The following is a 13925-nucleotide window of genomic DNA, read 5'->3' as shown; positions in this document are numbered from 1 at the left end:
ATTTGGAGGTGGTGGCGGAGGGGGTGGAGACGACGGGGCAGCTGTCGTTCCTGAGGCTGCACGGGTGCGAGGGGTTCCAGGGGTATCTGTTTGGAAGGTCTGGGCCGGTCGAGTTGTTCGAGCGTGAGCATCTGCCGGGCCATTCGGCCCCCTCGCTGCCGACCGCTCTGCCCGCACTGCAGGAGCCGCAGCCATGAACGGTGTGGGCATCCTGTGGGTGGACATTGACACCCAGCATGCGGCGGCTGCGCGGCGGCTCATGGCAACGCGTTACCCCGACTGGCGGGTGGTCAACAGCCCCACGCCAGAAACCGCCAAGGCTCCCCTCGCCAGCCAGGCCTGGGATGCCGTGGTGCTGTGCCTCAAGCCCACCGACCAGGAACTGCCCGGCCTGCTGGAGCTGTGCGCTGGCCGCCCGGTGCTGATGTGCATCGATGCAGCGCAAGAGGCCCTGGCTGCGCGCGCCTTTCGCTGCGGGCTGGGCGACTATGTGCTGCGCGAGGCCGATGGCGTAGCGCACCTGAGCGAGCTGCTCAACCGCCTGGTGGCGCTGGTGCAAGGCGCCAAGGGGCAGGGCCAGCCCGTGCGCATGGTGGATGCCCGCATCTGGCAAGAGGCTCTGACCATGCTGCAGGAGCAGCGCTCGGCCCTGCAGGCCACGCTGGCCAGCATGAGCCAGGGCATCTTCAAGACCGGGCCCGATGGCCGTATCACCGTCTACAACGAGCGCGTGCTGGAGCTGCTGAACTTGCCCGAGTCACTGATGGCCACCCGCCCCACGCTGGCTGACCTGACGCGCGTGCAGGTTGAGCGCGGTGACTTTGGCGAGGGCTATAGCCTGGTGGACCGGCGTGGACACGACTACGTGGCCCAGGGTGCTGTCGCTGCGGCCCCGGCGCTGTACTGGCGCACCACGCGCGATGGCCGTACGTTCGAGGTCCGCACCACCACGCTGGCCGATGGCAGCCTGGTGCGTACGTTTGCCGATGTGAGCGACTACGTGCGCGTGGAGAACGAGCTGCGCGAGAGCGAGGCGCGCTTCCGATCCCTGAGCGACCTGTCGTCCGACTGGTACTGGGAGCACGATGCCGAGGGCCGCTTTGTGCAACTGGCGGGCGACCTCAGCGTGAACGGCATCCCGCTGTCGGACGTGATGGGGCGCACGCGCTGGGAGATCGGCGCCCTGAACATGACTGATGCCGACTGGGCTGCGCACCGCGCGGTGCTGGCCGCGCACCAGCCGTTCCGTGACCTGGAGCTGCAACGCCGGCGCGCGGACGGCAGCATGCACTGGATCTCGGTCAGCGGCGTGCCTGTGTTTGATGCCAATGGCGCGCTGCGTGGCTACCGGGGGGTGGGTCGCGACATCACCGAACGCAAGCAGGTCGAGAGCCAGATCGAACGCCTGGCGTTCTATGACTCGCTGACCGGTCTGCCCAACCGCCGCTTGCTGGTGGATCGGCTGCAACACGCCACGCTGGCGGTTGCGCGCTCTGATACCCAGGGCGCGCTGCTGTTCATTGACCTCGACAACTTCAAGGACCTCAACGACACGCTGGGCCATGACACCGGCGACCAATTACTGCTGCAGGTGGCGCAGCGCCTGAAGGGCTGCGTTCGGGAGTCCGACACCGTGGCCCGTTTTGGTGGCGACGAGTTCGTGGTGCTGGTGGAGGGCCTCAGCCCTGACCCCGCCCACGCAAGCGCCGAGGCTGCGCTGGTGGCCAGCCACATCATCACCACGCTGGGCAAGCCCTATGCGCTGGGCGATGCCAGCCACCACAGCACACCCAGCATAGGCATCGCGCTGTTTGGCCAGCAGACCGTGAGCGTGGATGAGCTGCTCAAACATGCCGACCTGGCCATGTACCAGGCCAAGGCGGCGGGGCGCAACACCCAGCGCTTCTTCGACCCCGACATGCAAGCGGCCGTGAGCAACCGCTCGGCCCTGGAGGCCGACCTGCGCCGCGGCCTGCAAGACAAGGAGCTGGTGCTGTACTACCAGCCGGTGGTGGACGGCAAGGGCCGCCTGCAGGGCGCCGAGGCCCTGGTGCGCTGGCGCCACCCACGACGGGGCATGGTCTCACCCGCCGAATTCATACCGCTGGCGGAGCAGACCGGACTCATCCTGCCGTTGGGGCAATGGGTGATGGAGACGGCCTGTGCACAGCTGGTGGCTTGGCAGCGCAGCTCGCTCACGCGACAGTTCTTCCTGTCGGTGAACGTGAGCGTGCGGCAGTTCCGCCAGCCCGACTTTGTGGAGCAAGTGCTGGGCGTGCTCGATGCCACGGGCGCCAACCCGGAGCGCCTCAAGCTCGAACTCACCGAGAGCCTCTTGATGGCCGATGTCGAAGATGTGATTGCGCGCATGGAGCATCTGCGCCGCTACGGCGTAGGCTTCTCGCTGGACGACTTTGGCACCGGCTATTCCAGCCTGAGCTACCTCAAGCGCTTGCCGCTCGACCAGCTCAAGATCGACCAGGGCTTTGTGCGCGACCTGCAGACCGATCCCAACGACGCCGCCATTGTGCGCACCATCCTGGCCCTGGCCGACAGCCTGGACCTGGCGGTGGTGGCTGAGGGCGTGGAGACCACGGGCCAGCTGGAGTTCTTGCAGCGCTACGGCTGCAAGGCCTTTCAGGGCTACCTGTTTGGCCGGCCCATGCCCGCCGAAGTGCTGGAGCGTGCGCTACGGCCTGCGCTATGACCTGCGCTAAGGCAAAGGTCCGTCGGCGCGCGCAGTTCACAATCGCGCCATGAAAAAACAGGTGTTGGTCGCCGGTGGCGGCATTGGCGGCTTGGCTGCTGCGTTGGGCGCATCCCGGGCCGGGTGGGAGGTGCGGCTGTACGAGCGCGCTGCTGCGTTCAGCGAAGTGGGTGCGGGCGTGCAGATCGGGCCCAACGTGGTGCGCCGCTTGCAGGCCTGGGGTCTGCAGCAGCCGCTGCAGGCGGTGGCTGCCTTCCCCGGCCGGTTGCAGGTGCGCAACGCCGTCAGCGGCCAAGAGCTGGCCGTGTTGCCCCTGGGGCCAACGGCGGTGGAGCGCTATGGCGCGGCCTACGCCACCATTCACCGTGCGGACCTGCATGGCCTGTTGCTGTCCGCCGTGACCAAGTACACCGACACGCAATGGCATCTGGAGCATGCGATCGACAGCTTTGCCGATGCCGACGGCGTGGTCACCGTGCGCACCAGCCGGGGCAAGCAGGTTGAGGGCGATGCCCTGATTGGTGCCGATGGCCTGTGGAGCCGCACGCGCACCCAGCTTCTGGGCGCGGTACCGCCACGCGTGACGGGGCACCTGGCCTACCGCGCGCTGGTGCCGCAGCATGCGCTGCCTGATGCCTTGCGCACGGCGCAGGTCACCGCCTGGCTGGGCCCGCGCCTGCACGCGGTGCAGTACCCCGTGCGTCGGGGCGAGCTGCAAAACCTGGTGGTCATTGTGCAAGGACCCGCACCGCAAGACCTGGAGAACTGGGACCACGCCGCCAATGCCGCAGGCCTGGAGCACGCACTGCAAGGCACCTGCACCGCGCTGCAGGACGTGGTGCGCAGCGTGAGTGCCGCGGGTGGGGCGGGCTGGCGCCTGTGGCCCTTGTGTGACCGCCCGCCGGTGCGCAGCGCCGACGAGATGGCACAAGGCCTGGTGGGCCTGCTGGGCGATGCCGCGCACCCCATGCGGCCGTACCTGGCCCAGGGCGCGGGCATGGCGATTGAAGACGCGGCCGAGTTGCAGCGTGCTTTGGCCATGCACGACCTCGATGTGCCGCTGCGTCTGCGCCGCTATGCGCTCAACCGCTGGCAGCGCAACGCGCGGGTGCAGGCACGGTCTACACGCAATGGCCGCATCTTCCATGCCACGGGGCCGGTGCGCTGGGGGCGCGACCTGTCGCTGCGCCTGCTGGGCGAGCGCCTGCTGGATGTGCCCTGGTTGTACCGGGGCGACGGCTCCAGCGCCAGTTCGTTGTGACGGTTGGCCTGCGGGGGCGCACTGCGGATAAGCCCTTGGCGCATGGCCCATGCATGCGTTATCAACCGGACATTCCAGTTGTCAGGACATTCCCTATCCGGTGCAACCCGCGAGCGCGTTTTGCAGGGTGAACTTTGCGCAGTGTGCCACGCTCTATCCCTGTGTGTGCAATGCCACAAAAAGGCCAGCCACACGCCCGCGAATTTGCTGTTCAAGCGCAGGTCGTGGTGCTACAAAGAGCCAAGCCGGTAGCGATTGCCAATGCAACACCGTGGTACCACCTGAGCCCGCCAGGGGTGCCGCTACAGGAGGTCGTATGGATGCCATCAGCAACTTCGCCGCGCGCTATGCCCGTAGCCGCGAAGAGGAAATGTCGATCGACGAGTACCTCGCCGAGTGCAAGCGTGATCCCATGGCCTATGCCACATCGGCCCAGCGCATGCTGGCAGCGATTGGCGAGCCCGAGATGGTGGACACGCGCAACGACCCGCGCCTGTCGCGGCTCTTTGCCAACAAGGTCATCAAGCGCTACCCCGCATTCACCGAGTTCTACGGCATGGAGGAGTCCATCGAGCAGGTGGTGAGCTTCTTCCGCCATGCCGCGCAGGGGCTGGAGGAGCGCAAGCAGATCCTCTACCTGCTGGGCCCTGTGGGCGGTGGCAAAAGCTCCATTGCAGAGCGCCTCAAGGCGCTGATGCAGAAGGTGCCGTTCTATGCGCTCAAGGGCTCGCCGGTCAACGAATCACCGCTGGGTCTGTTCGACGCCGCAGAAGACGGCCCGGTGCTGGAGGAGCAGTTCGGCATTCCGCGCCGCTACCTGCAGCGTGTGCTGTCGCCTTGGGCGGTGAAGCGGCTGGAAGAGTACGGCGGCGACATCCGCCAGTTCCGTGTGGTCAAGCGCTACCCCAGCGTGCTCAAGCAGGTGGGTATTGCCAAGACCGAGCCGGGCGACGAGAACAACCAGGACATCTCCAGCCTGGTGGGCAAGGTGGACATCCGCAAGCTCGAAACCTTTGCACAGGACGACACCGACGCCTACAGCTACAGCGGCGGCTTGTGTCTGGCCAACCAGGGGCTGCTCGAATTCGTGGAAATGTTCAAGGCGCCCATCAAGGTGCTGCACCCGTTGCTCACGGCCACGCAGGAGGGCAACTACAAGGGCACCGAAGGTTTTGGGGCGATTCCGTTTGACGGCGTGGTGCTGGCCCACAGCAACGAAAGCGAGTGGAAGGCGTTTCGCAACAACAAGACCAACGAGGCGTTTCTCGACCGGATCTACATCGTCAAGGTGCCGTACTGCCTGCGCGTGAGCGAGGAGATCCGCATCTACGAAAAGCTCATTCGCGAATCGTCGCTGGGCAACGCCGTGTGTGCGCCCGGTACGCTCAAGATGATGGCCCAGTTCGCCATCCTCACGCGCCTGAAAGAGCCCGAGAACTCCAGCATCTTCAGCAAGATGCAGGTGTACGACGGCGAGAGCCTCAAGGACACCGACCCGCGCGCCAAGAGCTACCAGGAGTACCGCGACTACGCGGGCGTGGACGAGGGCATGACGGGCATCTCCACCCGCTTTGCGTTCAAGATTTTGTCCAAGGTGTTCAACTTCGACAGCGCCGAGGTGGCCGCCAACCCGGTGCACCTGATGTATGTGCTGGAGCAGCAGATCGAGCGCGAGCAGTTCGCCACCGATCTGGAGACCAAGTACACCGGCTACATCAAGGAGTTCCTGTCGCCGCGCTATGCCGAGTTCATTGGTAAGGAGATCCAGACGGCCTACCTGGAAAGCTACAGCGAGTACGGCCAGAACATCTTCGACCGCTACGTCACCTACGCCGACTACTGGATCCAGGACAACGAGTACCGCGACACCGACACCGGCGAGGTGTTCGACCGCAGTGCGCTCAACGCCGAGCTGGAGAAGATCGAGAAGCCCGCAGGCATCGCCAACCCCAAGGACTTCCGCAACGAGATCGTCAACTTCGTGCTGCGGGCGCGGGCCAATAACCAGGGCAAGAACCCGAGCTGGACCAGCTACGAAAAACTGCGGCTGGTGATCGAGAAGAAGATGTTCTCCAACACCGAAGAGCTGCTGCCGGTGATTAGCTTCAACGCCAAGGCCAGCGCCGAAGAGGCCCGCAAGCACGAGGACTTCGTCACCCGCATGGTGAACAAGGGCTACACGCCCAAGCAGGTGCGGCTGCTGTGCGAGTGGTACCTGCGCGTGCGCAAGAGTAGCTAGGGTCGGTGCCTGGGCCACAGGCCCTGCATGGGGAACGGGAGCAACGGATGGCATTGCAAATCATCGACCGCAGGCTCGCTGGCAAGAACAAGTCGGTGGGCAACCGCGAGCGATTTGTTCGCCGCTACAAGGAACAGATCGCGGATGCGGTGCGCCGCGCCGTCTCGCAACGCGGCATCCGCGACATGGAGCAGGCCGAGAGCATCACCATCCCGCGCAAGGACATCAGCGAGCCCGTCTTCCACCACGGTCAGGGCGGCATCCGCGACACCGTGCACCCCGGCAATGCAGAGCATGTGCGTGGCGACCGCATCGAGCGGCCCCAGGGCGGTGCGGGTGGGCGCGGATCGCAGGCCAGCGACAGCGGCGAGGGCGAAGACGACTTCACCTTCACGCTGACCAAGGAAGAGTTCATGCAGCTCTTTTTTGAAGACCTCGCACTGCCGCACCTGCTGCGCACCCACATTGGCGAGAACCCGCAGTGGAAGTCGCGCCGCGCAGGCTACAGCCAGGACGGCATCCCCAACAACCTGGCCGTGCTGCGCACCATGCGCGGCGCTTTGGGCCGGCGCATTGCACTGGGCAAACCGGCGCACCGCGAGCTGCTGGCGCTGCAGGCCGAACTGGACGCCCTGCTGGCGCAGGACGACGGCACCAGCGAGGCGGTGGCTGAGTTGCAGCGCCGCATCGATGCGCTCACGGCGCGCATCGGCAAGATTCCGTACCTCGACCCCATCGACCTGCGCTTTCGTGCGCGCACGCCGGTGCCCGTGCCCAGCAGCCAGGCGGTGATGTTCTGTGTGATGGATGTGTCGGGCTCCATGGACGAGGCGCGCAAGGAGCTGGCCAAGCGGTTCTTCATCCTGCTGTACCTGTTCCTCACGCGGCACTACGAGACCATCGACATCGTGTTCATCCGCCACCACACCCAGGCGGCCGAGGTGAGCGAGGAGCAGTTCTTTCATTCCACCGAAAGCGGCGGCACGGTGGTGAGCAGCGCGCTGGTGCTGCTGGACCAGATCATCCGTGCACGCTACCCGCAGGGCGACTGGAACATTTACGTGGCCCAGGCCAGCGATGGTGACAACTTCACCAACGACAGCGGCGTCTGCCGCAACCTGCTGGTGGACAAGATCTTGCCGCTGGTGCGCTACTTTGCCTATGTGCAGGTGGCCGAGGAAGAACAGAACCTGTGGGACGAGTACAGCCAGCTCGCGCCGCTGTACTCCCACTTTGCGATGCGCAAGGTCTCCGCACCCGGTGACATCTACCCGGTATTCCGCGATCTCTTCAAGAAAGAGGGGGTGGCCGCATGAACAACGTTGTGCAGTACCCCGTGCTGGAGCGCCGCCTCAGCGACAACCCCTGGAAGGCCGCAGCCGTGGGCGAGCGCCGCCACCGTGCCGTGCCCGGCCAGCCCCTGCCTGCAGGCGCGCGGCCGGCCGAGCCGTTGCCCGACCCGAGCGACTGGACGTTCGAGCTGATCGAGCGCTACCACGCGGCCATTGCCGCCACGGCCGAGCGCTTTGGTCTCGACACCTACCCCAACCAGCTGGAGATCATCACCGCCGAACAGATGATGGACGCCTACTCCAGCGTGGGCATGCCGGTGAACTACCGGCACTGGAGCTACGGCAAGGAGTTTCTGGCCACGGAACGGCGCTACCGGCGCGGGCACATGGGCCTGGCGTACGAGATCGTCATCAACTCCAACCCCTGCATCAGCTACCTGATGGAGGAGAACACTACCGCCATGCAGGCGCTGGTGATTGCGCATGCCGCCTATGGTCACAACAGCTTCTTCAAGGGCAACTACCTGTTTCGCATGTGGACCGATGCGTCCAGCATCATCGACTACCTGGTGTATGCCAAGGACTATGTGGCCCAGTGTGAGGAGCGCTACGGCACGGGCGAAGTGGAGCGCCTGCTCGACTCCTGCCATGCCTTGGCCAACTTTGGCGTGGACCGCTACCGCCGCCCGTCCAAGAAGAACCTGGCGCGCGAGCGGCTTGAACGCGCGCAGCGCGAGGCCTACGCCCAGCAGCAGGTGAACGAGCTGTGGCGCACCCTGCCCACGCGCCCCGGCAAGGAAGGTGCGGCGCAAGAGGCCGACCGCTTCCCCAGGGAGCCGCAAGAGAACATCCTGTACTTCATCGAAAAAAACGCGCCCCTGCTGGAGCCCTGGCAGCGCGAGATCGTGCGCATCGTGCGCAAGATCGCCCAATATTTCTACCCCCAGCGCCAGACCCAGGTCATGAACGAAGGCTGGGCTACGTTCTGGCACTACACGCTGCTCAACACGCTGTACGACGAGGGTTACCTGAGCGACGGCGTGATGATCGAATGGCTGGGCTCGCACACCAACGTGGTCTACCAGCCACCCGTGGGGCACCGTGCCTATAGCGGCATCAACCCCTACGCGCTGGGGTTTGCCATGTACCGCGACATTCAGCGCATCTGCCAGCACCCCACCGAGGAGGACCGGCACTGGTTCCCCGATATTGCTGGCACCCCCTGGCTGCCTGCGCTCGACCATGCCATGCGCAACTTCAAGGACGAGAGCTTCATCGGCCAGTACCTCAGCCCGCACCTGATGCGCGAGATGCGCCTGTTTGCGCTGCATGACGACGCTGGCGAGCGCGATCTGGTGGTCAGCGAGATCCACGACGAAAACGGCTACCGCAGCCTGCGCCAGATGCTGTCGCAGCAGTACGACCTGGGCACGCGCGAGCCCAACATCCAGGTGTGGAACGTGAACCTGCGCGGCGACCGCAGCCTGACCCTGCGCCACACCCAGTACCAGGGCCGCCCGCTGGCCGACGACACCCAGGAGGTGCTCAAGCACGTGGCGCGGCTGTGGGGCTTTGGGGTGCAGGTCGAGAGTGCGGACGCCGATGGCAACCACCCGGTGCTGCTGCACCAGGTGCCCGCCTCAGCCACCTGACCGGGCTGCGCTGGCACCTGCGCGGCGGTTGAAGAAAGATTGCTCTGTTTTTGATAGCTGCCAGCGCATGATGTACTAGCGCTACCGCCCGATTTGGCTCAAAAAGCGGACGAAGAGGCCTTGGCCCGTGGCACCCGGGCCTGCAGCGGGCAGTCGGTGGCCACACGCTCGGCCAACGTCTGGCGCAGGGCCTGCAGTGCGGCAATGCGGTCGTCAATCTCCTGCAGCTTAGCGGCCAGCACCTGCGCCAATGCGGGGCCGGGCTCGGCGGCGTCCCAGATGGCGGGCAGCCGGTCGCCGATCTCCGCCAGGGTAAAGCCCAGCTGCTGCGCAGTGCGGATGTACTGCACCAGCGTCACCACCTCGGGCGGGTAGTCCCGGTAACCGTTGTCCAGGCGCCGCGCGCGAATCAGGCCCTGCTGTTCATAAAAGCGCAGCGCCTCGCGGCTCAGGCCCGAGGCCGTGGCCAGTTCACCGATCAGCATGATCCCGTTCCCCTCACAAAGTGCTTGACCCTGAAGCGTACTTCAAGGTGGAAGCTCGGGGCCTCATTGATCCATTCACAGAGGTTTCCTGTCATGCACATCCCCGCTTTCGCTTCCGGCCGTTATCTGCGCATCGTGCGCGCCAGCGGCTGGTACGACCTGCTCGTCACCTGGCCGTTTGCCTTGCCCTGGACCTTTGCCTGGCTCTACACCCAGCTGAACCTGCTGGCCCAGGCGCTCGCATTGCCCGGCACCTTGCACCCCTTGGACACCACGCACATGCTGCTGGCCAACCTGCTGGGCTCGGTGGTGGTGGTGTGGTCGGTGGCGCGCATCGTGGCGCCCACGGTGCTGCTGGGGCGGCTGGATGGCGTGGCGCGGTTTCTGTTTGCGGCCTGGCAGATCTACGGGGTAGCACACGGCGCCAATGCCATCGTGCTGGGTTTCACCGCCTTCGAGTTGTTGTTTGGCGTGCTGCAGTGGTGGCGCGTAGCAGGTGCCAGCGCGGCGCTGTGCCCGCCTGACCCCGCGCGGGTGAATGAGCTGGTCAATGGGCGGGCGCGGGCAGCAGCCTGAAGGCCAGTGCACCCACCACCAGCATGGCCGCAATGGTCAGCATCACCGCCACGTACGGGTCTGCACCCTGTGCGGCGGCGAGGGAGGCCGCCACGCCCGTCACCCACTGCATCAGCGCCACGCCCAGGAACAGCGCCATGGTGAACACCGCCATGGCCCGCCCTGTGACCGCAGGGGCGTAGGCCGAGCGCACGTCCGAATACTGCAGCACCATGTAGCCCGACAGCAGGCCCACGGCCACGGAGCCGCCCACGTCCAGCCATTCGGCATGCAGAAAGCCCATGGCTGCAAACAAGGTTGCCAGCAGGGCGGTAAAGCCCAGCAGCCAGCGCCTGCGCCGCGTGGGGCCAGGGTCCAGCCGACCAAAAAGGGCTGGGCTGAACAGTGACACCAGCGACGACAGCATGGCCACATTGCCGCTGGCCACCAGCGAATAGCCGTGCCGCTCGATCAACAGTGGGCCCAGCCACAGCCCGCGCAGCGTGAGGAACGAGGCATAGGTCATTAGCGCCAGCAGCATGATGCCGGCGGTGTGCGGCAGCAGGAACAGCGCGCCAAAGCCGCGCACCGCCTGCAGCAACGATTCGCGCGGAGCGGCCTCGTCGATGGGTTGTGGGGGTTCATGCACCTTCCAGAAGATCAGCAGCCAGGCCAGCGCCGCCAAGCCCGCCAGCACGCCAAACCCCATGCGCCAGGACGACTGCTGCACCAGCCAGGCCAGCGGCGTGCCGGTTAACAGCATGCCCAGTCCGCCCACCCCCATGGCCACTCCCGACACCATGGCAAACCGCGACGCCGGAAAGTAGCGTGCGATGAACACGGTGCACACCAAAAATGCGGGTGCGCAGCCCACACCGATCAGCACCTGCCCCAGCAGCACCGCGCCATAGCCCGGCGCCAGTGCCGACAGCACCGCGCCCGCAATGGTCAGCGGAAACGCCACCAGCAGCGTGCGCCGCACGCCATACAGGTCGATGCCAATGCCCATGAACAGCTGCATGGTGCCAAAGGCAAACGCAAACGCCCCGGCAAACACCCCCAGCGCCTGTGCCGACAGCCCGAACTCGGCCCGCAAGCCCGTCGCCATGATGGCCGTGATGGTGCGAAACGCCTGGCTCAGCGCAAAGCCCGCCACCAGCGCCAGCAGCATGGCCCAGGCAGTGCGGGGGGCGAGGAGAGGGGTGGCTGGCAAGGGGGTGGGCACGGGGGCAGGTCTCCAGAGCGGATGCCCGTGGCGGTCGAGAGGGGTTCTCCGCCGGCGACTGGGCCCCGCGAGGTTATCCGCTGAGCACGGGCGCTGCTGTCACCCATGGACGGCGGGGAGCCGGCCCGTTGGGCGGAGCAGCCGTACAGGCAGGCTCATAGGGTATGTCCCAGTCCCTCCCGTCCATAACCGACCAAACGCGTCGGATGCTGCGGATTTTGGGGTGTGGGTGCTTGTAATCAGATGTTTCTACCGCTGATTAGGCCCTTCGGTGCTTCCAATCCTGCCCCGTCTGCAGGGGGCTGGGGCCGTCATGAGGGCGTCACAGGGCGCGGGCAGACTTTAGAGGAGGCTCTCGATGTGGGGATCACCCCAATGACGGTGCCGGGGGCCTGGGGCACTCTTGTGTCCATGCGCTGCACCGGGTGTTGGTCACGGCTCTGGAATCGCAAGTTTCGGTCTCTCGCAATCAGGATGGTGCAGGCAGTGGTGAGTGGCAAGGTTTGTGCTTGGGTGATCACCACGGGGCTTTGAATGGGTCCCGGTGGCCGGTGGCCACAAGCCGTTGGATGGAAGTTGTCGGGCGCCGTCAGATGGCGCCGCGATGTCAGGAGTGACCGATGAAGACGATGGTTTTGCTGGGTTCGGGTGCGTTGGCTACCCTCTTGTTGTCGGGCTGCGCGAGCCAGCCCCCCGCGATGCAGGCGTTCAGCGCACCGACCGATGGCAGCAGCATGCAATACGCCTGCGGCAACGGTGAAAAAGTGGAGATGCAGTTCTACCCCGAGCAAGGCCGCAGCGTGATGCGCCGCAGCGGCTGGACGGTGGAGCTGCCCAAGCAGGCTGCCGACAGCGGCTACGCCTACAGCAACGGCCCCACCACGGTGCTGGGCAAGGGCAATGAGCTGACGATCCAGATTGGACACCTGGCACCGATCTGGTGCCGCAGCAACCGCGGCATGATGGTGGCGGGCGTCCAGTAACCTCACCCCTCTTTGTCACCGGCCTGTTCGGGGCTGGTTCGGGTTTCTGTTTTTCCAGGGCCTGTGCAGCCTGTCTGCACAGGCCCTGTGTCGTTTCAGCGCGCCTCGGGCGTGCAGGACCCGGGGGCGGCTGCTGCAGAAGCAGGGCGCTGCTCCAGCGTGCGGGGGGCGACCAGCAGGTTGCCCTGTGCGTCCCGCACGGTAACGACCACCTCGCGGCTGCTGTCGGCGCGGGTGTCGCTGAACTGCAGTTGCATCTCGGCAGCCACAGTGCGGGTTTGGGCTTCGCCCCCGTTGGGAAATTCCGTGGTTTCCAGGGTGCCCTTCAGGAGTGCCAGGCCCTGTGCATCGATCTCCCACGGGCCGGTGAACACAAAGCGCTGGCAGGTGATGTTGAGTTCCACCCGCTCGTTTTCCAACAGCAGGTCCGTGCCACCGCAATGCAGAGCGCAGGGGGCTCCCACTGTGAAGCCCGCGCCCGAAAAATAAACCGCTCCGTTGATCGGGCCGGTGCCCGTGCCACCGGTGCCGGGACCGCAGGCGGCCAGCACCAGCAGGGTGGTGACAGCCACCAGCCGTCGGGCCGTGAGCAGGGCCATCCGGGCCCAGAGTTCAGGAAGGACGTTCATCTTGGTCTGCGGCATAGAAGTAGCTGCCAAAGCGGGCGCGCCGGTTGCGCTCGCCGGGCGGGATGTTTTGCTGGTCGTGGTCGTAGCGGGCCTGGGCCTCGGTCATCACGGTCTTGAAGGCCTGGCGCCAGGCCTTGGCGGCCACGACGTGCAGGCGGTGGGCTGATTCTTCGCTGAGCTGGTCCACAAACACGGCCTGCTCCAGGTAGTTGTGCTCGCCCTCCAGGTTGAGACTGGCCGCCGCCAAATGGTCGTGCAGGTTGTCCTGCATCAGCTGTGCCATCTCGGCAAAGCCCTGGCGCGGCACAAAGCCGGCGGCCAGCAGGCGGATGAGTCCATCCTCACCTTCCTCGGCCATGCCCAGGCGGACCAGTTCGTCGAGCACCGCGCGGGGCCGCACATCGCTGCTGATGCTGGCCACCAGGCCATCGAAGTGCGGAGGCTCGCCGCTGCGGGGCAGGGGGCGGGGCTGGCCCTCGTCGTCCAGGCAATCCGTCTGGCTCAGCCAGCGCGCGGCCACCTGGCTGGCCATGTTCAACGGGGTTTCGCCCGCTTCTTCCTCAGCAGCGGGCTCGGCCAGACGGCCGAGGTTGCGCACATCGCGCCGGTGCACGCCCGACATCAGGCTCACCGCGCTGTCGGTCGTCTTCTTGCCTGTGCGCTGCAGCTCGTCGTGCGCAGCGTCCAGAAACACTTTCTTCATGGCCGCGGCAAACGCGGGGTAGGCCACGCCATTGCGCAGCAGCAGGCGCGCCAGAGGGCGCAGCACGTGCAGGGCAGAGGCCAGAACGATGGCGGAGCGGGAGGGCATGAAAGAAGGCCGAGGCGCGGCGGGTGTCAGGGTCAGGCTGTGATTGTCATCTGGTTGACGGTTTGAAATTATGTGGGATATTATCC

12 protein-coding genes are annotated in these 13925 nt (G+C 65.9%); 8 read left to right on the top strand and 4 right to left on the bottom strand.

The features are described 5' to 3' along the window. The 6 genes from ASD75_RS23010 to ASD75_RS22985 all read left to right on the top strand — a co-directional run. On the top strand, window positions 1-197 hold a 197-nt coding region (locus ASD75_RS23010), incomplete at its 5' end, for an EAL domain-containing protein (RefSeq protein WP_156401077.1). Further along, the gene (locus ASD75_RS23005; protein WP_056748342.1) at window positions 194-2707 is read left to right on the top strand and encodes a bifunctional diguanylate cyclase/phosphodiesterase; all 2514 of its coding nucleotides are present in this window, start codon (window positions 194-196) and stop codon (window positions 2705-2707) included. The genes ASD75_RS23010 and ASD75_RS23005, both read left to right, overlap by 4 nt. A gap of 49 nt (window positions 2708-2756) precedes the next feature. After that, on the top strand, window positions 2757-3968 hold the full coding sequence (locus ASD75_RS23000) for an FAD-dependent monooxygenase (RefSeq protein ID WP_056748341.1): 1212 nt from the start codon (window positions 2757-2759) through the stop codon (window positions 3966-3968). Window positions 3969-4284: 316 nt separating this feature from the next. Next, a complete protein-coding gene (locus tag ASD75_RS22995) occupies window positions 4285-6207 on the top strand; it encodes a PrkA family serine protein kinase (RefSeq protein ID WP_056748338.1) in 1923 nt (640 codons plus the stop codon). A 47-nt stretch (window positions 6208-6254) separates the two neighbouring features. Beyond that, window positions 6255-7523, top strand: a complete 1269-nt coding sequence (locus tag ASD75_RS22990; RefSeq protein ID WP_056748337.1) for a YeaH/YhbH family protein — start codon at window positions 6255-6257, stop codon at window positions 7521-7523. Beyond that, complete coding sequence (locus ASD75_RS22985) at window positions 7520-9151, top strand: SpoVR family protein (protein ID WP_056748335.1); 1632 nt, start codon at window positions 7520-7522, stop codon at window positions 9149-9151. Before ASD75_RS22990 ends, ASD75_RS22985 begins: the two co-directional genes overlap by 4 nt. 98 nt (window positions 9152-9249) lie before the next feature. On the opposite strand, the gene ASD75_RS22980 is transcribed toward ASD75_RS22985, so the two are convergent. Next, window positions 9250-9636 (bottom strand): MerR family transcriptional regulator, encoded by a 387-nt coding sequence (locus ASD75_RS22980; RefSeq protein WP_056748333.1) that lies wholly within the window; start codon window positions 9634-9636, stop codon window positions 9250-9252. A 93-nt stretch (window positions 9637-9729) separates the two neighbouring features. Between ASD75_RS22980 and ASD75_RS22975 the strand changes: the two genes are divergently transcribed. After that, on the top strand, window positions 9730-10212 hold the full coding sequence (locus ASD75_RS22975; RefSeq protein ID WP_056748331.1) for a hypothetical protein: 483 nt from the start codon (window positions 9730-9732) through the stop codon (window positions 10210-10212). On the opposite strand, the gene ASD75_RS22970 is transcribed toward ASD75_RS22975, so the two are convergent. Further along, window positions 10184-11362: a nitrate/nitrite transporter gene (locus ASD75_RS22970; RefSeq protein ID WP_056748330.1), complete on the bottom strand. Its 1179-nt coding sequence runs from the start codon at window positions 11360-11362 to the stop codon at window positions 10184-10186. The genes ASD75_RS22975 and ASD75_RS22970 overlap by 29 nt on opposite strands. A gap of 674 nt (window positions 11363-12036) precedes the next feature. On the opposite strand from ASD75_RS22970, the gene ASD75_RS22965 reads away from it, so the two are divergent. Then, window positions 12037-12399: an MliC family protein gene (locus tag ASD75_RS22965; RefSeq protein ID WP_056066623.1), complete on the top strand. Its 363-nt coding sequence runs from the start codon at window positions 12037-12039 to the stop codon at window positions 12397-12399. 95 nt (window positions 12400-12494) lie between these two features. On the opposite strand, the gene ASD75_RS22960 is transcribed toward ASD75_RS22965, so the two are convergent. Then, window positions 12495-13028, bottom strand: a complete 534-nt coding sequence (locus ASD75_RS22960; RefSeq protein WP_146869592.1) for a hypothetical protein — start codon at window positions 13026-13028, stop codon at window positions 12495-12497. Next, on the bottom strand, window positions 13012-13839 hold the full coding sequence (locus ASD75_RS22955) for a DUF6502 family protein (protein WP_056748328.1): 828 nt from the start codon (window positions 13837-13839) through the stop codon (window positions 13012-13014). Before ASD75_RS22955 ends, ASD75_RS22960 begins: the two co-directional genes overlap by 17 nt. Between the last annotated feature and the right edge of the window lie 86 nt (window positions 13840-13925).

Origin of the sequence: Acidovorax sp. Root568, from assembly GCF_001427445.1 — a bacterium.
Taxonomy (GTDB): Bacteria; Pseudomonadota; Gammaproteobacteria; order Burkholderiales; family Burkholderiaceae_C; genus Acidovorax; species Acidovorax delafieldii.
Note: the sequence above shows the minus strand (reverse complement) of the source record. Positions and strands in the feature narration are given on the sequence as shown.